The organism is Streptodolium elevatio (assembly GCF_053592165.1).
Window position 1 is genome coordinate 157,862 of sequence record NZ_JBSFVE010000009.1, and the last position, 19,209, is coordinate 177,070.

Sequence of the window (19,209 nt, forward strand, 5' to 3'; positions counted from 1 at the left end):
GCGGGGCGAACCACGTGGGGTGGTCTCCGGATTGCTAGGAGATGTTCCAGTCGCCCTGGATCTCGACCTTCTCGTTGAACACCTGGGCGTTCTTGATCACAGCCGCGTTGACCTGTGTGGTATTGCCGGTTCCGGCGACGCTCTCGTCCACCATCCGGCGCACCTCGTCCTCGAAGGCGCGGTCGCTCCGCATGTGGGTGGCGAGCGTCAACTCCAGGACCTGTCGGGCGCTTTCGTCGTCGGGCGCGCGGGTGACCTCGTCCAGCGCGGCTTCGGCGGCGGGGTCCCCGCGGAACCGCGCACGGATCCGCGCCAGAAGCCGGGCGCCGCCCGACCATCCCGAGCGCCCCGCTTCCTGGCCCGCGCTCTCCAGAGCACCCTTGGCCAAGAGCGCGACAGTCGCGGCCGCGACAGCAGTCACCGGATCCATGGCAATCCCCCCGCTTGTGCCCATGAGGCACCGCAAAATGCTTGGCTAGCAAGGGTAAACCACTTGGATGGGATCTGCGCGCGCTTTTCCGGAATCCGCGTCGGCGCGACGAGGGCGCGACGAGGGCGCGACGAGGGCGCGACCAGCGCGCGATGCGGGTGCGACGTGAGCGCGACGCACACAAACGGCCAACTCCGAAGTGCCGAACGAAGCCAACGCGCCCCGTCCGTCCAACTGAGAGAAACCGCAGCCGGGCTGCAGCCCGGTGAGGTGTCCGTTCAGCCTTGTGATCGGACAAGTGTCAGACAGGCGCGCGCCCGTTCCGGCCGCTGCGGCGCTCGAGCAACTTGCGAGTCTCCTGGGAGATACGGAGGTCCTCCCTCGCCGTGACGACCAGCGTCCGTACCGCTGCCTCCGCAGTGGATATGTCCCCGTCCCCGCGGGTGGTGGCGTTGCGCCGGCGTTCGACGAAGACGCCCAAAAACCCGAGGCGTTCGGCAGCCCGCTGACGCACGGTGGGTGACTTCTCGCCCACTCCGCCGGTGAACACGAGGGCGTCGATTCCGCCGGTGGCGGCCGCCATCGCCGCGATGCCGCCGACGAGTCGGTGGGTGTAGACGTCGAGGGCGAGCCTGGCCGCGCGGTCGTCCCGGGCAGCCGCCGCCTCGACCGCGCGCATGTCCCCCGTTCCGGTCAATGCGGTGAGACCGGACCGCTCCCGCAGCGTGGCGGTGATCTCGCGTACGGACAACCCTCCGTGCTCGTGCATCCAGAGCACCAGACCGGGGTCCACCGTGCCGGAACGGGTCGCCGTGACCAGGCCCTCCTGCGGAGTGAATCCCGTGGTGGTGTCCACGCTGCGGCCGTCGAGGACCGCCGCGAGCGAGGCGTCCGCGCCCAGGTGGCAGGTCACGATCCGCATGCCGTGCAACGGCCGGTCGAGCAAGTGCGCGGCGTGGGCGGCGGCGTAGGCGTGTGACAGGCCGTGGCAGCCGTAGCGGCGCACCGCGTACCGCTCCCGCCAATCCGAGGGGACGGCGTACGTTGCGGCCGCCGCCGGGATGCCGGCATGGAACGCGGTGTCGAAGCAGGCCACCGCGCCGACTTCCGGAAGGAGTGCGGCGACGGCGTCCAGCGCCGCGAGGGCGAGGGCCTGGTGCGGCGGGGCCAGGTCGGACAACTCGTACAGCACGTCCCGTACTGCGGCGTCGACGCGGACCGGGGTGGAGTAGTACGCACCGCCGTGCGCGATGCGGTGGCCGATCGCGTCCGGCGTGGGCCAGGTGTTCAGCAGCGCGCCGAGTTCGTGGACGTCGAAACCGTGCTGATCTGCGGGGAGTTCGGCGCTCTCCTCGACGACATCAGCGTTCAGAAGGCTCAGCTTCAGGCCGGCCGATCCCGCGTTCACGGCAAGTACACGCATGTTCAGTTCCTCGATATCGGTTCATCCGGGCACGGTCCGGTCGCCGGTACGGTCGTCGTCGATGCCGCCGCGCTCGGCGTCAGAACGGCACGACGGCGAACGGGCCGTGGGTGTGGAGCAGCACCGCGCGCGCGACCGGGCCGAGGCGCAGGCCGAGCAGACTGCCGGTGAGTTTGCGGCCGACCACCGTCAGGGCGACTCGTGCGGAGACGTCGACCAGTACGCCGGCGGGCGCGGCGTGAACGGGCTGACGGATCACCTCGACCTCTGGGTACTTCGCCGACCAGGCCGCCGTCGCGGCGCCGAGCATCCCCGCGCAGTGGGCAGGAAAGCGGACACCCACCGCTCAGCCCTGTCCTGATGCCGCGAACAGGGCCGCGGCCACGCGAGGTCGCCGCTGCGCGCCGCTGCGTGTGTCGGTGTCGTCGGGCGGTCGTGACGGGGCCCGGGAGGGCGACGCGTCTGTCGAACATTCGGAGGGTCCCGTACGCCTCCCCGGCGGACGCATGTCGTCCATAGCCGTGGGCGGGGGCTGTAGGCCTCACCGTAGACCCAAGCAGGGGCCGCGGATAGAGCTGCGGCGTATCGTCTCAAAGGGTGCGCAGATCAGCAGGTGTCGCGCCCGGCCCCATTCCGGACGGCGAACCGGGTCGCCGCCGACGCGTTGACAGCGGCGGCCGGTCACCGTTGACTGTCAAGTACGGCGTCGGGTCACCGCCTCTCGGGGCGATGCGCTCCGTGCCGAATTGCCGAGACCCCGCGGCCTCGACCGGTGCTGTTCCTGCTCGTTGCGGATCTCACCTCGTTCCGTGTTCCGGTCGTCGGCAATGCTCCGGTGATCACGTGGATCCTCGGCCCGGTCGGCACCGCCGCGAACACCCGTGAAAGCGACAGTCGATCGTCGGCACCGACGTGGTCCGGATGCGTGGGCGGGAAGGGAGCCGACATGGCGACAGCAGCGGAAGACCCGCGCCCGAGGGGCGCGGAGACGGCCGAGGTCTTCCTTCGCGGATTGACCCGCTGGCAGGCCGAACAGCAGCGTGAGTCGGTCGCGGACCTGGCGGTGGAGGCGTACCGGGGGGAGCGGGGCGAGGAGTTCCGGGACCGGCAGGAGTTCCTCGGACGCTTCGCTTCCGACAACCAGCGGCCCGGGTTCGAGATGGCCCTTGCCGGCAGCGTCGCGGGGGCGGCGGGCTGCGCGTACGGCTTCCCGATGGGACGCGAGGGCGACCACTGGCGCGGCGCGCTCGGTCGGTTGCCCCGGCACATCGAGGAACTCACCGCCTCGGGACGCGTGTTCGTCATCGCCGATCTGATGGTCCTGCCCGCGTACCGGCGCCGCGGTGTGGGCACGTCGCTGATGGAACTGCTGCTGAGCCGTTGTGACGCAGCCTTGGCGGTGGCATTCGTCGACGCGTCGAACGCGCCTGCTCTCGGTGCGCTGCGGGCGTGGCGATGGACCAGGATCGAACACCTCGGGGCCGACGACGTGGGTTCCGAGCACGAGGTGTGGAGCCACAGCCTGGTCTCGTGACCGCACCCGGGGGCCGGACGCCGCTGATCAGCTGACCAGCTGATCCGGGGCGCGGGACCCGCAGGGCGCCTCGGACATCGAGGCGCCGCGCTACTGCGCATCGGCAGCGGCGACGACGTCGCCTGTGCTTTTTGTTCCCTTGCCTCCCCGGCGTCCCGGGCCGGCACCGGCCGGTTTCGGCGGGTGAACGGCGGCACCGCCATGCCCTGAGCGGCGGCCCTCGGCCGGCAGGTTGGCTGACGCTCCATCAGGAGACGCTTGTTTGTAACAAGCGTTTCATATATGAAATTCAGTGAGCGACGGTACGCGCGCTCGCCCAGGGTCCTGGGCGAGCGCGGGAGCGCAACGGAGAGGGACAGCTCGTGGAGCGAGACACCGGCCGCCTGGTCGGCAAGGTCGCCTTGGTCACCGGCGCGGCGAAGGGCCAGGGGGCCGCCCATGCACGGCGGTTCGTCGCCGAGGGGGCGAAGGTCGTGCTTGCCGACGTGCTGGACGACGACGGCATGCAGGTCGCCGCCGAGCTGGGCGCCGACGCCGTGTACACCGGGCTGGACGTACGCGACGAGCAGCAGTGGGCGGCCGCCGTCGACCTGGCAACCGAACGGTTCGGCAAGCTCGACGTGCTCGTCAACAACGCGGGCGTCAACCACTTCGCCGCGATCTCCGACACCACCACCGCCGACTTCATGCGCGTGGTGGAGATCAACCTGCTCGGCTGCTTCCTCGGCATCCGTACCGCCGCACCGGCCATCACCGCGGCCGGCGGCGGGTCGATCATCAATGTGTCCTCCATGAACGGCCTGGTCGGAGCCGCGCACACCAGCGCGTACGTGGCCACCAAGTTCGCGATCCGCGGGCTCACCAAGTCGGCCGCCATCGAACTGGGGCCGCTCGGCGTCCGGGTCAACTCGATGCACCCGGGAGCCATCGACACCGACATGGCCAGAGCCGGCCTCGAGATGGCCAAGGGGCTCGGCATGGACCCGATGGCCGCACTCCCGCTGCGCCGTATCGGCACCGTCGACGAGGCAGCGAGCCTCGCGCTGTTCCTCGCGTCCGACGAGTCGTCGTACTCCACCGGATCGGAGTTCGTCTTCGACGGCGGATGGACGGCGGGCCCGGGTGCCTGAGGCGACCCCGAACCGACCCGCGCGCCCGGCGCGCTCTCTCAACTCCCTTGGAGCACACCGCACATGAGTGACACCCAGCAGTGGGACCGCGTCGTCGACGTGATCGTGGTCGGTTCGGGCGGCGCCGCGCTGACCGCCGCCACGCTCGCCCACGACGGCGGCGCGGAAGTCCTCGTCCTCGAGAAAGCCGACCAACTCGGCGGCACCACCGCCGTTTCGGGCGGCGTCATGTGGCTGCCGGGGAACCACCACATGGCCGAGGGGACCGACAACCGCGAGGACGCGCTCGCCTACATCCGCGCGATCGCCGGGGGACGTGAGCACGACCCGGAACTCCTCGAAGTCTTCGTCGACACCGCACCACAGACCCTGCGCTACCTCGAGGACCACACGCCGCTACGCACCCACGTCACCGCGCTCGTCGACTACTACCGTACGTGGGAACTCCCCGGCAGCCGCTCGCTCCCGGGCCGCGCCGTCGAGCCGGACCCGTACCCCGTGGGCAGCGAACTCCCGAACTGGGTAGACAAATTGGCGAGCCGCGGAACGCTCATGTCGCTCGGTGCGGCCACCACGCTCAGCGAGGACATGGCGCCGAAGACCCCGGAACTGCTCGCCGAGCTCGCGCGCCGCGAGGCCGAGGACATCCGCCCCAAGGGCGCCGCACTCATCGCCCGCCTGTTCAAAGGGCTGCTGGAACGCGGTGTCGAGACCCTGCTCGGCACGCCGACCCGGAGCCTGGTGATCACCGACGGCGAGGTCGTCGGCGTCCACGCGGAACACGAGGGGCGGACGTTGACCGTCGGCGCGCGCAAGGGCGTCGTGCTGGCGTGCGGCGGCTTCGAGTGGAACCCCCAGCTGGTGCGCGCGCACATCGGGTACGACGTCCAGCCGCTGTCGCCGTGGCGCAACAACACCGGCGACGGTCTGACGATGGCCGTCGCCGCCGGCGCCGAACTGGGCAACATGACCTCGTACTGGGGCACGCCCGCGATGATCGACCCGGACATCACCCGGGACGGTGAACACGTCCCGCAGTTCGAGTGGGGCCGCGCCGAGCCCGCGTCGATCATCGTCAACCGCGAGGGCCGCCGGTTCGGCAACGAGGCGCTGCCGTACAACGACTTCCCCAAGCTGTTCGGGGCCTTCGACGGGGTCGGCTTCCCCAACTCGGGGCCCGCCTACCTGATCTTCGACCGCACCGTACGTGACAGTCAGCGCATCCTGTCGATGCTGCCCGGCGGCCCCGACCCCGAGTGGGTGCACCGCGCCGAGACCGTCGAGGACCTCGCCCGCCGGATCGGCGTGGACCCGGCGGCCCTCGAGGCCACCGTCACGCGCTACAACGAGTACGCCGAGAAGGGCGAGGACCCCGACTTCGACCGTACGACACGGGGCCTGATGGCGCCGGGACGGGTGGCGCCGCTGCGCGAGGCGCCGTTCTACGCCGTCGAGATCCTCCCCGGCACGCTCGGCACCAACGGCGGCCCGCGCGTGGACCGCGACGGCCGGGTCCGCCGCCAGGGCGGCGGCGTCGTGCCGGGCCTGTACGCGGCGGGGAACACCACGGCAAACCTGTTCGGCTGGGCGTACCCGAGCGGCGGCGCCACCATCGCCGGCGGCGTGGTCTTCGGCTACCTCGCCGGCCGGCACGCCGCGAGCCGGCCGGCCCGCCAGGTCTGACCGACACCCCTTCGCCGGGTTCGGCCGACCCGCCCGTTCGAGTGCCGAGGCGGACACCCGCCTCGGCACACCGGCCACGGTCTGTGGAATCCTTCCGACGCGCCATCCGCCACCGCCGTCCGGCGGGGCGGGCGGCGCGTATGTATCGGCCCGGCGAACGGAAGAGGCGCACACCATGCCCGAGCGGCGTTCCCCACCGACCGAACGCGTCGCCCAGGTCCTCAACCTCCTCGCTGAGCACGCCTCGACACCCCTGTCGCTGGCCGTCATCGCGGACCGGCTCGAACTGAGCAAGCCCACCTGCCTCGGCATCCTGACGACCCTCACCGAGACCGGCTTCGTGCACCGCGGCGAGGACAAGGCGTACCGGCTCGGGCCGACGCTCACGCGGCTCGGCCGCGCCGCGGAGGGCGGCGTCGCGCCGCTGGACGTGCTGCTGCCGTACCTGCACGGCCTGCACCGGGACCTCGGCCTGAGTTGCCTGCTGACCGCGCTGCGGGACGGCGAGATGGTGGTCGTCGGCCGCGCCGGCACCATCGCCGTCGGCCGCCCGCGCGACCTGGTCGGCGAACGCTTCCCCGCCGTCCCGCCGCTCGGCCTGCCGGAACTCCTGTGGAACGGCGACCAGGCGGTCGACTCCTGGTTGGGCCGGCCCCCGCTCATCCCCGTCACCGCGACCCGCGCCGCGCTGCGCCGCCTCACCGGCGAGGCCCGCGAGGCCGGCTTCCTCATCGAACGCCTCGGCGACGCGCCGGCCGCCCGCAACGACGTCCTGGCCAACCTCGTCACCTCGGGCATGCCGGACACCATCGTCTCGACGCTGCGCGACTACCTGCCCGCCGCCGACTGGCACGAGTACACCACCCGGCCCCCGGGCGAGACCGTCGACGTGGCCACCATCCATGCGCCCGTCCACGACCACCAGGGCACGCAGCACTACACGCTCTCCGTCGTGGTCGGCCGGCGCCGCGTCCCGACCCGCACCTGCGCGACATGGACCCGCACCATCACCGAGACGGCCGAGGCGGCAACCAAGGCCATCGGCGGCTGGAACCCCTGGACCCGTTAGCCACCGTCTCGGGCCAGCCGGAAGCCTCTGCGGCGCCTGCTCCCCCCCCGCGACGCCTGCCCCCACGGCGCCTGCCCCCACGGCGCCTGCCCCTGCGGCGCCTACCCCTGCGGCGCCTACCCCTGCGGCGCCTACCCCTGCGGTGCGTGCCCCTGCGGTGCCTGCTCCCGCGGCACCTGCTCCCGCGACACCAGCCCGACAGCGCTTCCTCCGGCCGACGTGCGAGCCGCGTCCTCGAGGCCCCCGCACCCTTGCCGCGGCACCGCCGCCAACCGCCGCGACGCGCCATGAGAAAAAACTTCGCGGAAACCTGAGAGGTCCGGCTGTCCGCCGCCACATCCCCTGTGACCGGCCGCGCTCCGCGGCCCGTGCGCAGAACGGGAGAACCATGAACAGACCTTCGTGGCAGGCGGGTTCGGCTCGTGCCCGAATCACCGCGACAGCCGCGCCGATCATCCGCGCTCTCGGTGGGACCGCCGCACCCGGCCGGTGCGCTTCCCGGCGCGGCGGCCGCGCGTACGGTGGCTCCGTCGGACGGTCCGAGCGTGCGTCGCGGCCGTCGCGCAGCGCTCCCCGGCGACTGATCGCCGCCTTGGCGCTCGCCCTCCTGACCGCACTGCTGGCTCCCATGCCGTCCGCCCACGCGTGGAGCGGCGTGGACTTCGCGCTGCCGGGTGCCGCCAACGCCGAGAACAGCACCATGACTTCGGTCGCGCGCGGGCCCGGCCATCTCGACGTCTTCTGGATCGCCTCCGACGGCGCCGTGAACACGGCCACATGGAACGACACCACCCACCTCTGGGCCGGCGGCCAGGTGGCGCCGCCCGGCTCGGCCGCCACCGGCGCCTCGGCCGGAGGCCTGGCGGCCGTCGCCCGCAACCCCCAGCACCTCGACGTGTTCTGGATCCGTCCGGACAGCGGTGTTTCCACGGCCTGGTGGGACGCCACCGCCCGCGGCTGGTCCCAGCCGCGGTCCATCGCACCCGCGCGGGCGGCCCTCCCGGGTGCCCTCGCCGCCGTCGCCCGCAACCCCGGCCAACTCGACGTGTTCTGGATCCAGCCGAATCGCGCCATCGCCACCACCGTGTGGAACGTCTGGCTCGACTGGCCGACTCCGTGGCCGATCACCGCACCCGCCGCCGCACAGTACCCGGCCGGTGCGCTGTCCGTGGTGTCGCGCGTACGCGACCAGCTCGACCTGTTCTGGATCCGCCCCGACGGCGGTGTCTCGACCGCATGGTGGAACGTCAACGCGAACTGGCCCTCGCGTTCCATCGCCCCGGCCGGCCACGCCCGGATCAGCGACCACACAACCGTCCGCCGCGCCGGGCTGGTGGCGATCGCCCGACGCCCCGACTACCTCGACGTGTTCTGGATCGGCCCGGACGGCGGCATCGGCACCACCGCGTGGAACCCCTGGGCCAACTGGCCCGCCCCTTGGCCGATCGCCTGGCCCGGCGCGGCGCAGTCCGGCTCCCTGGCCGTGGCCAGCCGTACGCCGGGGCAGCTCGACGTGGCCTGGGTGGCCGCGGACAACCGCGTCCAGAGCCTCGGGTACGACGAACGCGTACCCGGCGGCTGGGGCGCCACCGACGCCACCTCCGCGCACCGCGCGCTGCCCGGAGCCCTGACCATGGTCTCGCGACGCCCCGACGTCCTGGACGTGTTCTGGGTCAACCCGAACCGTACGGTCGGCACCACCTGGCGGCCCAACGAACGTGTTCGCGTCCACGTCAAGGCCGTCAACATGCCGGTCGACCAGACCCTGGTCCACAACCAAATCGCCGACATGAGCCTCCTGTTCGGCAGAGTGGAGATCGGCGTCGAGCTGGTCGGCACCGAGCAGATCAGCATCCCCGGCCTGGACACCGTGCGGGTGGGCCCCTGCAACGAAAACCTGGCTCCGGCCAGTGCCGACCAGGACACCCTGGCCAAACACCGCAACGGCGCGGGCCCGAAGGACATCGTCATCTACATCGTTTCCGAAGTCCGGGACAACCAGGGCGCCATCAACGGATGCGGCACCCACCCGGCAGGCAAGCCCGGCGCGGTCGTCGGCCCGTACGACCTGCGCTGGCTCCACGCCCACGAAGTCGGACACGTCCTCGACCTGCAACACCCCGAATGGCGCCTCGACGACCAGACGACGCTGATGACCGGCCTCGGACTCATAAACCTCAGGAAGAACCCGCCCGACATCAACGCCCGCGACAAGGCGACCATGTTCGCCAGCCCGCTCACCATCCCCTGACCCCAAGGCCCTGCCCCCGGAACCCCCGGGGGCAGGCCCCCAGCCCAACAAATCCCCGCACAACCCGCCCCCACCCACATCCGCCAGAAGGCAGTCTCCAGCCAAGGCAGGCGGATAGCGTGTCCCCGGTCAGATGGGGCCGTAGTGGGCGGTATGGGTAGGGGTCAGTAGGGCCCAGTAGCGGTCGCCGTGGGACCAATGCCACCACTCTGAGGGGTAGTTCACGAAGCCTGCTGCGGTCATGGCCGCAGTGAGGATGTCGCGGTGCAGGCGGGCCTGCGGGGAGATGTGGGCGGCGTGCATCGCACACGACGCCTCGTGGCCGCTGCGGTGGCCGTTGACCGGGCCGCCCATGTCGAGTTCGTGGCCGGCGGGGTCGGCGAGTGTCACGTCGACCGCGGCGCCCGCGCAGTGCGGCGCCACTTCGACCGGGGACACGAAAGCGCTGGTTTGGCACCGAAGTTCCGTGGGGTCGTCGACTCCGGCGCGGCGCAGGCCGTCGGCGTACGCCTCGAACCGCCGCTGCTGCTCCGCGGCGCTGCGGTGGCCCTCGATGACCAACAGCTGTAACCCCTCGGGGAGTTTGGTGGCAGCGGTGCGGAGGCGTGCGAGTACGCCGGTGCGTACCCGCCCCCAGGCCCCGTGTGGGTCCCTTTCCCGGTCGTCCAGCAGTAGCCCGGGCGCACCTGTGATCTCGACCAGCGGCTCGCCGCATTCGCGGATGTCGACCGCGCGGACTCGGGGATCGTTCAGCAGGATCATGCGCAGAGCGTAGGGACGAGGGGGATGCGGCCTGCGACGTGCTATCTGATCCGCGCGGAATGGCCTTGGGCGCGCGCTGCGGGCGTGGATCCGTCCTCGGCCCGGCGAGCGGGGCGAGGACGGAGTGTTCGGGGCGGTGCGGGAATTCCCGTTTGTGCGACCTGTACCACCTGCGTGCTCCCCAGCGGCGACCGCTGCGGCTTCGCCCGCCGTAGGTTCGGCATCTCCTACCGAGCTGATGGTGCGTCGGGTGCGGAGGTGCCGGCGTCCCGGCCCGGTCGCGGCGCGGTGGCGGCTACTGGACGCGCGGTTCGGTGCCGTCCGTCGACTCGTCGTCGGGGAGGTGGACGTCGTTGACGGAGATGTTCACCTCGACGACCTGGAGGCCGGTCATGCGCTCGACCGCGTCGATGACGTTGGCGCGTACGCCGCCCGCGACGTCGGTGATGGTGACGCCGTATTCGACGACGAGTTCCAGGTCGACGGCGGTCTGCTTCTCGCCGACCTCGACGCGGACGCCGCGGCTGACGTTGGCGGTGGTGCCGGGGACGCGGTCGCGCATGGCGCCGAAGGTGCGGGCGAACCCGCCGCCCATGGCGTGCACGCCGGGGATCTCGCGGGCGGCCATGCCGGCGATCTTCTCGACCACGCCGTCCGCGACGCTGGTCTTGCCGCGGCTCGCGGCCGGTTCCCGGGGGGTGGGCGGTGCGCTGTCCGCGCCGTTCTCGGCGAGGCGCTTGCGCGGGTCGGGGCGGGTCAGTGCCTGGGTGGACGGCCTGGTCGGTGTCGGGCCGGTCGGTGTCGGGTTGTTCGTCGCGGTGCTGGTCGACTCCGTCATGCGAAGCCACCTCCTGGATGAGTGAACGGGCGTGCGATTAAAGGGGATTGGTGCTGTCGGCGGTGCGCGCGGGAGCTGCCGGCGACGCACCGCGGCGCACGGCGGCGGCCTCTGCCGCGGCGGGGGATGCGGGCGTACGCGGACACCGTGAAGGTGTCGGCGCCGCTCAGCGCTGTACGAGAGGGATCCGCGTCATTCCGGGCCCGGCGTCGCCGTCGCCTGACGCGGCGATAGGTCGTGCCGGCCGAACCGCGCCAGGGTGAGGCGGGTGGCGGGGATGGTGCGATGTGTCCGGACGGTCGCCGAGAGGCGGTCGTCGGTTGCGGTGAGGATGGTCATGGTGCCGACCTGCTGCCTCCGGAAAGGCACGAACCCGTCCGGCGCTCGTGCTCGCCGCGAACGAGGCCGATATCTGGGTCGGCGTACGAAATATCCTCGACGAGCCCCACCCTACTCCAGGTCGGGGTCCCAAAACCGATGAGGGGACCACGAGTTCTCACCGCGGTCACCTGCGCTCGTCGTCGGAGGGTGGTGCCGCGCCGGGGTGTGCCCGCTGATCGCGGTCCCCGCCGCAAGAAGGTCGCCGCACACGCCCAGGGACGCGGCGGCATCCGCAACGCCGTCCTCGGCGGCTCGGACACGAGGCTGCTGGTGATGCACCGCAGCGCAGATGCCGCCGGGATGATCGCGCCGACCCTCCCACGTTGACTCGATTACCGTTGCGAACCGGACGGTCCGTGACGGTGGACCGGGCTACGGAACGGGGTCGACGTGGACGAAGTCGCGGTGCGCTTGCGGCATCACGCGGTGCTGGACCCGGGGGCGGGCGGCGATGCGACCGACGAGCCGGTGTCCGTCGGGCTCGCCCCCGGCGGTCGGCTCGTCGTGCTCTGGACGGCGCGGGCTTCCGCCGAGGCGACCCGGACGCGGATCACCGCGCCGTCCGGCGTCTCCTTCCCCGAGACGCGGATGTCGGCGGAGGTGTCCGCGCGGGTCACCGTGCACGCACCCGGGCCCGTCGAGGCCGCGCGGATCCCGAAGCTGACGGTCTCACATCCGTACGTCCAACTCCTGCCCGCGGGCCGGGTGTTGCTGGTGGGCACCCGGGCCTTGTGGCGGCCGGAGCCGGAGGGGCCGGAGCGGAACGCCGTCGCGTACGACGCGGACGGACAGGTGGTGGCCGACGGCGTGTTCGGCGACGGGATCGGGGGAGTCTTCACGACGCCGGGCGGGAACTCCTGGGTCCGCTACTTCGACGAGGGCATCTTCGGCAACTTCGGATGGGGGCGGGACGGGGCGCCGCCGCCGGTCGGGGCGTCCGGCCTCGTGCGTTTCGGCCCGGACCTGCGGCGCGATTGGTCGTACTCCTCGGACGAGTGGGGATCTATGTGGGGTGCGCCCGCACTCAACGTCGACGGGGAGACGGCCTGGGTCTCCTACGAAAAGGGCGAACCCATCGTGCGGATCCAGGACGAACGAGTCGTCGGCTGGGCCCAGGACGTCTTGTCCAGAATCCATGCCCTGCTGGTCGGCGCGGACCGGGTGGCCGCGTTCGGCCGCGATCACGACTACGACCTCCTCCAGGTGACCGGCAGGCTCGCCGACGGCCGTTTCCATCCGACGGCCGGGTTCCGCCTCGTCCTGCCCGACGGCTCTCCGCTGCCCGACAGGTGGCGGATCTTCAGCCAGGGCGCCGATCTTCACGTGCTCTGCGGGCGTGCCTGGTACCGGATCGGACTGGAAGAACTTCCCTGACGCACGATGCGGCATGTCGAATTGCCCCACTATGGACCGCCGATCGGGTGCGCGGCGCGTGCGGTGGTCAAGCGCGACCCCGTTCACACGCTAGAGTGATCACATCGACGCGGGGTGGAGCAGTTCGGTAGCTCGCTGGGCTCATAACCCAGAGGTCGCAGGTTCAAATCCTGTCCCCGCTACCACCGTTGAGGGCCCGGCAATCGCCGGGCCCTCAATCGTTTGCCCGGACGCGGCGGGAAGCGCGTCCGGCGGCATCGGGCCCAGGTCGGTCAAGAATGACCCGAAACGCCCACTATTGGATGCTTTCCAGGCCTCCTCGGGGGCGAACTCCACCTCCTTGCCCCGCGCATTGGTCTAGTCCAAACTGATCACCGGCCGGGGATCCGCGGAACCGGTCGTGCACGGACACGAGGTGCCGAGGGGATGCAGGCCATGGTGGAGAGGACGTCGGCCACGGGACACCATCCCCCTGGAGGCGCGACGGACGACCCGGACTCCTTCGGCACGCGCCTCCGGACATTCCGCAAGCGGGCCGGGCTGAGCCAGGAGGCCGCCGCGTCGCGGGCCGGGATCAGCACCAGGGCGCTGCGCGACATCGAGCGGAACCGGGTCGGGCGGCCCCGGTCTCGGACCCTGCAACGCCTGGCCGGCGCACTGGAGTTGACCGCCTGCGAGCTGTCGGACCTGCGGGCCGCCGCCCGTACTGGGCCGGTGCGCGCCGTCGCCCGGCCCCGACTCCTGATCCTCGGTCCGCTCGCCCTCCTGCGCGGCCGGTCCCCGGTCCCCGTCACCAGCCCGATGCTGCGCCGCCTGCTCGGGTTGCTGGCGCTCACGCACCCCGAACCCGCCACCCTGGGGGAGATCACCGCGACGCTGTGGCCGGACGGGCCGCCCGACTCCCACCAGAGCCTGGTCCACACGTACGTCAGCCAGGTCCGCCACCTTCTGGAACCAGGCGGGGCGCGTGCCGTCCCACCGCCGACCGTCGTCCGTACGCCCACCGGCTACCGGATGGAGGTGTCCCGGAAGCAGATCGACCTGGGGCACTTCGACGAACTGCTCGACCGGGCCAAACGCGAGTTGCGCGGGGCGGAGACGGGAGCGGCGTACGAGTCGCTCACACAGGCCCTGCGGACCTGGCGCGGCCCGGTGCTCGCGGACGTGGACCCGGTGCTGCGCCACCACCCGGCCGCGGTGGCGGCCGACGACAGGCGGGTCGCGGCGGCGTTGCTGCACGCCGACGCCGCGTTGGAGCTGGGTCGACCGGAGGAGGCTGTCCCGGTACTCGGGGAGATGGTCGCCACCGAGCCGCTGCACGAGGGGTTGCACGCCCGGCTGATCCGCACTCTTGCCGGCAGCGGCGAACAGGCCGCCGCGCTCGACGTGTTCGGCCGCCTGCGCGCCCGGCTCGACGAGGAGCTGGGCATCGCGCCGGGCGCTGAGGTCCGCGATGCCCACCTGTGGGTGCTGCGCCGGGAGCCGCCCGCCACCGGGGACCCGGGGCGGCATCCCGGGCAGCACCGCGAGCGCGCGGCGCCGGGTGACCGTACGGTGCCTGCCGGACGGCTCCCGGCCCCGGCCCAGCTGCCCGCCAGAATCGGCAGCCACGTCGGCCGGGCCCGGCAGATGCGGGTGCTGGACGCCCTCGTCTCGCCCGACCCCGCGCGGCGCCGCGACCTGGTCGCGGTGGTCGGTGCCCCCGGCGTCGGCAAGACCGCCATCGCCGCGCACTGGGCGCACGAGCGGCGCGAGCACTTCAAGGACGGGCAGCTGTTCGTCGATCTGCGTGGCCATTCACCGCTCCCGGCGCTGCGTCCTGGCAACGTCCTCGCCCAATTCCTCCGGGCCCTGGGGGCTCCGCCCGGCCACCTGCCCGAGGACGAGGACGAGGCCGCCGCGCTCTACCGCACGCTGCTTGCCGACCGGCAGGTGCTGGTCGTCCTCGACAACGCACGCGACGTCGAGCAGGTCAGGCCGCTCCTTCCCGGCGCCCCGGGGTGTGCGGTGGTGGTCACCAGCCGCAACCAGCTCGCCGGGCTGGTGGCGAGCGACGGCGCCCGCCGGGTCCTCCTCGACGTGCTCGATCCGGAGGAGGGCAGCCGTCTCCTGGGCGGCATCGTCGGAGATTGCCGGGTCGCGGCCGAGGAGGAGGCGGCCCGCAGGCTCGTACGGGTGTGCGGCGGCCTGCCGCTGGCCGTCCGGACCGCCGGTGCCAACATGGTCGCCCGCAACATCGGAATCGCCGACTACTGCGCCGAGTTGGCGGGCGACGACGTGCTCGCCAAGCTGCACATCGAAGGGGACCGGCGCTCGTCGGTGCGGGCCGCTTTCGACCTCTCGTACCGCGTGCTCCCGGCAGCGGCCCGGCGGATGTTCCGGCTCCTCGGACTGATGCCAGGCTCGGCCTTCACCGCGGACGCCGCGGCGCTCGCGGACTCGACCCCGGCCGAATCCGCCGCACTGCTGGTGAGCCTGGCGGACTCCCATCTGGTGCGGGAAAGGACGCCCGGCCGGTTCGTGCTGGACGAACTGATGCGCGCGTACGCCCGTGAGCTGGTCGGCGAGGACGCGGAAGCGCACGCCGCCCGGAAGCGGCTCCTCGACTGGCAGCGCCGCCACACCGACGCGGCGGCCTGACGGTTTCCGCGGCACGCTCTGACCCCTGACCCTGACGCCGGACCTCGCAGCAGGCGGACAACTGCTCCGGCAGTTCCGCCGGTTCTGCCGGTTCCGGCGAGACCAGTCGTGGGGCCCGACAAAAGCCCACGTCAGCACCGGCGCCTTCGGGCGGGTGCGGCTTCTCGCCGGGCGCCCGAACCTCTGGTCCGGCAGCAGACCCCTGACGAGCCGCCCTCCTTACGGTGGTCACACCGCGGTGCCGTTCCCGCGCCCACCCCGTACCGGCGGGTCGACCCGCCATGGATTCCGAAGGGCCGAGCCGTCATGGGAGTACGTCCGACCGACCGCACCGCGACGGCCGAGCCCGCAGGGGGCCGGGCCGGGCCGGCCGAGGCCCTGCCGGTCGGCGGGCCGGCGATCTGGTCCCGCGAGTTCCGGTACTACTTCACCGCCCGCAGCGCGGGTCTGCTGAGCTGGGCCATGCTGCCGGTCGCCGTCTCGGCCGGCCTGCTCGGCGGCGGGTACGGCCTGAACGCCGCCGGGTACGCGATGGCCTTCCTGGTCGGCCCGTTCGCCGGACTCGTGCTGTTCGGCGGGGTGCTCGCCGACCGGTTCACCGCCCGCCGGATGATGATCGCCGCCGATCTGGCCAACCTCGCCGCCCACATACTGCTCGCCCTCTTGTTCATCCACGGCATCGACCGCCTCTGGCAGTTGTACGCGCTCCTGGTGGTGGCCGGCACCGCCAACGCGATGTTCCAGCCGGGCGCCTCCTCGACCGTCCCGCTGGTGTCCCGGGACGTGCAGGGGGCCAACGGGGTGCTGCGTACCTCCGAGGCGGTCACCGGACTGGGCGGCCCGGCGCTGGCCGGGGCGCTGGTGGGCTTCGGGGCGACCGGCTGGGTGATGGTGATGTCCGCAGTCGCCTACGGGACCAGCGCCGTCTGCCTCTTCGTGCTCCGGCTGGGGCCGGTGCCCGCCCCGCCGGTCGGCGAGACCCTGTGGCGCAACCTGGCGGTCGGCTGGCGGGAGTTCCGCTCGCGAAGCTGGCTCTGGGGCGTGATCGTCATCTGGATGGTCTTCGCGGTGCTCTCCTGGGGGCCGCAACTCTCGGTGGCCGCGGGCGTCATCGTGCCCGAGCACGGCGCGACCGCCTTCGGCCTGCTCAACTGCGCGTTGGGCGCGGGCACCGTGGCCGGTGGCCTGCTGGCGATCCGCTACAAGCCCCAACGGCCGCTCGCCGCCGGTGCCGTGGCGATGCTGGCGTACCCGCTCTACCCGCTCGGCATCGTGCTCGGCTGGCCGGTCTGGCTGCTCGCCGCGGCCCAGATCGGCGTCGGCGCCGGAATCGGGGTCTGGGGTGTCATGTGGGCCACCAGCGTGCAGACCCAGGTGCCGGGCGACGTACTCAACCGCGTCCACGCGTACGAGGTCGCCGGCTCTGTCGGCATGTACCCCATCGGCAGCGCGTTGGCGGGCCCGGCCGTCGACGTTTTCGGCACCGACCGGGTGCTCCTGGTGGGCGCCGCGGTGGCCCTCCTCACCGCCACCGCTCTGTTGCTGACCCGGCCGGTCCGCACCCTGGGCCGGGTCGACCCGGCGGGGGCAGGGCTCTCGTATAGGTTCGGGCCAGTCACGTCGGAGCGGTCCCGGAACCACGCGTGAGGAGCTCGCATGGCCTCGATCCACCACACCACCATGACGCCCACCAAGTTGGAGCTGCTCGCCGATTGGTTGCCGAAGCAGAGCTGGTACGTCGGCGGCGGTGCGACCGCGGCGTCGGACCTGACCCGGGCCGGCGGGTTCCGGCTGGACGATCCGGCGGGCGAGGTCGGGATCGAGTTCATGGTCGTCGCGGACGCGTCCGGGGCCGAGCCGGTGGCGTACCTGGTGCCGATGAGCTACCGCGGTGCGGCGCTGGAGGGGGTGCCCGGCGGTGCGCTGATCGGCACTTCGGAGCACGGGGTGCTCGGTACCCGGTGGATCTACGACGGCGTCCAGGACCCGGTGGTGACGGCCCAGTTGCGGGCTCTCCTGCGCGGCGAGGCGGTGCCGCAGCACCAGAGCAAGAGCGACACTCCGGACCCGACCGTCACCGTGCACGGTACGGACGGTCCCGACAGCGGACCGGACGCGCCCGAGGTGTACGTCAACCGCGTACTGCGCGCGTCGGACGCCGAGCCGGGCACGTCCCGTCACCTGGTCGCCGGGTGGACGGGGCCCGACGGGACCACCCTACGAGGCGTGTTCGCCGGCTTCGCGCGGCAGTAGCCGCCGGTACGGGCCGACCGTCAGGGCCGCCGTGGCTTCGAGGACGTCCGCGACCCGCCTTGTCCACGCCCCATCCAGGCCCCGTCGACGCCCGTCCAGCGCGTCAGGCGCGTATCACCTCGTCCAGCCAGTCGAAGGCCAAGCGGTCGAAACCCGAGCGGTTCGCGGTTTGGCAGTGGCCGTCGTAGCCCTGGCCGTTCGGAAGCCGCAGCAGGGTCTTGGGGCCCGGGAGTTCGGCGTACAGCTGCTTCGCCTGCGCGGAGAGGGGGTCGCTGTCGTTGGCCACGACGAGGCTCGAGCACGTGATGCGGTCGACGACGTCCGAAATCAGGTAGCGGGCCATGTCGATGACGAGTTCGCCGAGGCTGTCCACCCCGTGGACCCACTGGGCGCGTTGCACGAACTTCCAGTGACCGACCGGGCTTTCCGCGGCCGGGGCGAGGTACGCGCCCAACTCGGCGGCATCGGTGTCGCCCACGCGCTGCGCGAGTTCGGCGGGGAAGTGCGAGATCATGTCCCATTGTCCGGGATCCGCGATCAGGGCTTGCACTCGCGAGTCGCCCGCGACTCCGCGTGGCGCCAGGTGGCCGCCGAGGCTCCAGCCGTGCACCGCGATCCGCTCCGGATCGACCTCCGGCCGTGTGCACGCGAAGTCGACCACCCGCGACACCACCGCCTCCCAGTCGGGGCGCAGCGGCAGCCCCTGGTCGATCAACGGTTGCCCCTGGCCCGGGCCGTCGACCAGCAGCGCGGCGTACCCGCGGCGCGTCGCCGGAATCGCGTGCGCCCAGTACATCTCGTGCACGTTCGAGTCGTACCCGTTGACCGAGACCACCGTCGCACGGGCGGCCGCGTCGCCGTCGTCGGGCATGCAGAGGTAGCCGGGGAGGGTGGTGTCCTCGTACGGCACGTCGACCGCCACCACCGCGGGCCGAGCCAACCGCGCCATGCGGGCAAAGCACTCGCGCTCGCGCGCGAACGCGGCCTTCAGGCGCGGGTCGACGGGCGCGCCGAACAGCGGCTGGTACGACGCACGGAAGTACGTCGTGGCCCGCCAGAACGCCTCCGCCGCACTCCGCCGGTGGCCGCGTGACCGGCTGTCCTCGGCCTCCGCCGCCACGCGCGAGGCGGTGGCAGCCCACGCGTTGTACCAGGAGTCGGCGTCGCCCGGCTTGACGTGCCCGGCGATCGCCGCGACATCGCCGGTCTCGGCGCCACCGCGCGAGACGAGACCGAGCGTGCGCGCGGCGAACATCTGGAACAGCGGATCCTCGAACTCGGTCACGGCCGCCTCCGGGATGCACATGAGCCGCGGCAGGACGTCCCCCTGTTGTCCATTCTCCCGCCGCCCCGGCGTCTCCGCGCGCGGAGCGGCGCCGCCCAGCCGGGGAGTCGGGGAGCCGGGGAGTCGGGGAGACAGGGTTGTCATCGGGCAACTCGC

17 protein-coding genes and 1 tRNA gene are annotated in these 19,209 nt (G+C 72.3%); 11 read left to right on the forward strand and 7 right to left on the reverse strand.

Annotated elements, in window-relative coordinates:
* Positions 1 to 34 precede the first annotated feature (34 nt).
* From ACWD12_RS18525 to ACWD12_RS18535, 3 genes are all read right to left on the reverse strand, one after another.
* Positions 35 to 430: a hypothetical protein gene (locus tag ACWD12_RS18525; RefSeq protein WP_358363629.1), complete on the reverse strand. Its 396-nt coding sequence runs from the start codon at positions 428 to 430 to the stop codon at positions 35 to 37.
* Positions 431 to 731: 301 nt separating this feature from the next.
* On the reverse strand, positions 732 to 1,853 hold the full coding sequence (locus ACWD12_RS18530) for an acetate/propionate family kinase (protein ID WP_450100403.1): 1,122 nt from the start codon (positions 1,851 to 1,853) through the stop codon (positions 732 to 734).
* A gap of 79 nt (positions 1,854 to 1,932) precedes the next feature.
* Positions 1,933 to 2,196, reverse strand: coding sequence for a universal stress protein (locus ACWD12_RS18535; RefSeq protein ID WP_450100404.1), 264 nt, complete (start codon positions 2,194 to 2,196; stop codon positions 1,933 to 1,935).
* 603 nt (positions 2,197 to 2,799) lie between these two features.
* On the opposite strand from ACWD12_RS18535, the gene ACWD12_RS18540 reads away from it, so the two are divergent.
* From ACWD12_RS18540 to ACWD12_RS18560, 5 genes are all read left to right on the forward strand, one after another.
* The gene (locus ACWD12_RS18540) at positions 2,800 to 3,387 is read left to right on the forward strand and encodes a GNAT family N-acetyltransferase (RefSeq protein WP_358363636.1); all 588 of its coding nucleotides are present in this window, start codon (positions 2,800 to 2,802) and stop codon (positions 3,385 to 3,387) included.
* A gap of 362 nt (positions 3,388 to 3,749) precedes the next feature.
* Positions 3,750 to 4,517 carry a glucose 1-dehydrogenase gene (locus ACWD12_RS18545; RefSeq protein WP_450100406.1) on the forward strand — a complete coding sequence of 256 codons (768 nt, stop codon included), beginning with the start codon at positions 3,750 to 3,752 and terminating at the stop codon, positions 4,515 to 4,517.
* Positions 4,518 to 4,580: 63 nt separating this feature from the next.
* Complete coding sequence (locus ACWD12_RS18550) at positions 4,581 to 6,200, forward strand: FAD-dependent oxidoreductase (protein WP_450100407.1); 1,620 nt, start codon at positions 4,581 to 4,583, stop codon at positions 6,198 to 6,200.
* 175 nt (positions 6,201 to 6,375) lie between these two features.
* Positions 6,376 to 7,269, forward strand: a complete 894-nt coding sequence (locus ACWD12_RS18555; RefSeq protein ID WP_450100409.1) for an IclR family transcriptional regulator — start codon at positions 6,376 to 6,378, stop codon at positions 7,267 to 7,269.
* Between the two features lie 592 nt (positions 7,270 to 7,861).
* Positions 7,862 to 9,520: a hypothetical protein gene (locus tag ACWD12_RS18560; RefSeq protein ID WP_450100410.1), complete on the forward strand. Its 1,659-nt coding sequence runs from the start codon at positions 7,862 to 7,864 to the stop codon at positions 9,518 to 9,520.
* A gap of 129 nt (positions 9,521 to 9,649) precedes the next feature.
* Here the strand turns inward: ACWD12_RS18560 and ACWD12_RS18565 are convergent, their stop codons facing one another.
* From ACWD12_RS18565 to ACWD12_RS18575, 3 genes are all read right to left on the reverse strand, one after another.
* Positions 9,650 to 10,282, reverse strand: a complete 633-nt coding sequence (locus ACWD12_RS18565; RefSeq protein WP_450100411.1) for a M15 family metallopeptidase — start codon at positions 10,280 to 10,282, stop codon at positions 9,650 to 9,652.
* 295 nt (positions 10,283 to 10,577) lie between these two features.
* The gene (locus ACWD12_RS18570) at positions 10,578 to 11,120 is read right to left on the reverse strand and encodes an Asp23/Gls24 family envelope stress response protein (protein WP_450100412.1); all 543 of its coding nucleotides are present in this window, start codon (positions 11,118 to 11,120) and stop codon (positions 10,578 to 10,580) included.
* 192 nt (positions 11,121 to 11,312) lie between these two features.
* Positions 11,313 to 11,459: a hypothetical protein gene (locus ACWD12_RS18575; RefSeq protein WP_450100413.1), complete on the reverse strand. Its 147-nt coding sequence runs from the start codon at positions 11,457 to 11,459 to the stop codon at positions 11,313 to 11,315.
* A 207-nt stretch (positions 11,460 to 11,666) separates the two neighbouring features.
* Between ACWD12_RS18575 and ACWD12_RS18580 the strand changes: the two genes are divergently transcribed.
* From ACWD12_RS18580 to ACWD12_RS18605, 6 genes are all read left to right on the forward strand, one after another.
* Positions 11,667 to 11,828, forward strand: coding sequence for a hypothetical protein (locus ACWD12_RS18580; protein WP_450100414.1), 162 nt, complete (start codon positions 11,667 to 11,669; stop codon positions 11,826 to 11,828).
* 63 nt (positions 11,829 to 11,891) lie between these two features.
* Positions 11,892 to 12,875: a hypothetical protein gene (locus ACWD12_RS18585; RefSeq protein ID WP_450100415.1), complete on the forward strand. Its 984-nt coding sequence runs from the start codon at positions 11,892 to 11,894 to the stop codon at positions 12,873 to 12,875.
* Between the two features lie 108 nt (positions 12,876 to 12,983).
* Positions 12,984 to 13,060 (forward strand) — tRNA-Met (locus ACWD12_RS18590).
* A gap of 250 nt (positions 13,061 to 13,310) precedes the next feature.
* Positions 13,311 to 15,515 (forward strand): BTAD domain-containing putative transcriptional regulator, encoded by a 2,205-nt coding sequence (locus ACWD12_RS18595; RefSeq protein ID WP_450100416.1) that lies wholly within the window; start codon positions 13,311 to 13,313, stop codon positions 15,513 to 15,515.
* Between the two features lie 306 nt (positions 15,516 to 15,821).
* Complete coding sequence (locus ACWD12_RS18600; RefSeq protein WP_450100417.1) at positions 15,822 to 17,162, forward strand: MFS transporter; 1,341 nt, start codon at positions 15,822 to 15,824, stop codon at positions 17,160 to 17,162.
* Positions 17,163 to 17,171: 9 nt separating this feature from the next.
* Positions 17,172 to 17,768, forward strand: a complete 597-nt coding sequence (locus ACWD12_RS18605) for a maltokinase N-terminal cap-like domain-containing protein (RefSeq protein ID WP_450100418.1) — start codon at positions 17,172 to 17,174, stop codon at positions 17,766 to 17,768.
* Between the two features lie 103 nt (positions 17,769 to 17,871).
* Here the strand turns inward: ACWD12_RS18605 and ACWD12_RS18610 are convergent, their stop codons facing one another.
* The gene (locus ACWD12_RS18610; protein WP_450100419.1) at positions 17,872 to 19,053 is read right to left on the reverse strand and encodes an alpha/beta hydrolase family protein; all 1,182 of its coding nucleotides are present in this window, start codon (positions 19,051 to 19,053) and stop codon (positions 17,872 to 17,874) included.
* Between the last annotated feature and the right edge of the window lie 156 nt (positions 19,054 to 19,209).

Excerpts from the sequence above, each read along its gene's own strand:
- ACWD12_RS18600 (WP_450100417.1), top strand. The coding sequence starts at position 15,822 with ATGGGAGTACGTCCGACCGACCGCACCGCGACGGCCGAGCCCGCAGGG.
- ACWD12_RS18530 (WP_450100403.1), bottom strand. The coding sequence starts at position 1,853 with ATGCGTGTACTTGCCGTGAACGCGGGATCGGCCGGCCTGAAGCTGAGC.
- ACWD12_RS18565 (WP_450100411.1), bottom strand. The coding sequence starts at position 10,282 with ATGATCCTGCTGAACGATCCCCGAGTCCGCGCGGTCGACATCCGCGAA.
- ACWD12_RS18575 (WP_450100413.1), bottom strand. The coding sequence starts at position 11,459 with ATGACCATCCTCACCGCAACCGACGACCGCCTCTCGGCGACCGTCCGG.
- ACWD12_RS18540 (WP_358363636.1), top strand. The coding sequence starts at position 2,800 with ATGGCGACAGCAGCGGAAGACCCGCGCCCGAGGGGCGCGGAGACGGCC.
- ACWD12_RS18605 (WP_450100418.1), top strand. The coding sequence starts at position 17,172 with ATGGCCTCGATCCACCACACCACCATGACGCCCACCAAGTTGGAGCTG.
- ACWD12_RS18595 (WP_450100416.1), top strand. The coding sequence starts at position 13,311 with ATGGTGGAGAGGACGTCGGCCACGGGACACCATCCCCCTGGAGGCGCG.
- ACWD12_RS18555 (WP_450100409.1), top strand. The coding sequence starts at position 6,376 with ATGCCCGAGCGGCGTTCCCCACCGACCGAACGCGTCGCCCAGGTCCTC.
- ACWD12_RS18550 (WP_450100407.1), top strand. The coding sequence starts at position 4,581 with ATGAGTGACACCCAGCAGTGGGACCGCGTCGTCGACGTGATCGTGGTC.
- ACWD12_RS18570 (WP_450100412.1), bottom strand. The coding sequence starts at position 11,120 with ATGACGGAGTCGACCAGCACCGCGACGAACAACCCGACACCGACCGGC.
- ACWD12_RS18525 (WP_358363629.1), bottom strand. The coding sequence starts at position 430 with ATGGATCCGGTGACTGCTGTCGCGGCCGCGACTGTCGCGCTCTTGGCC.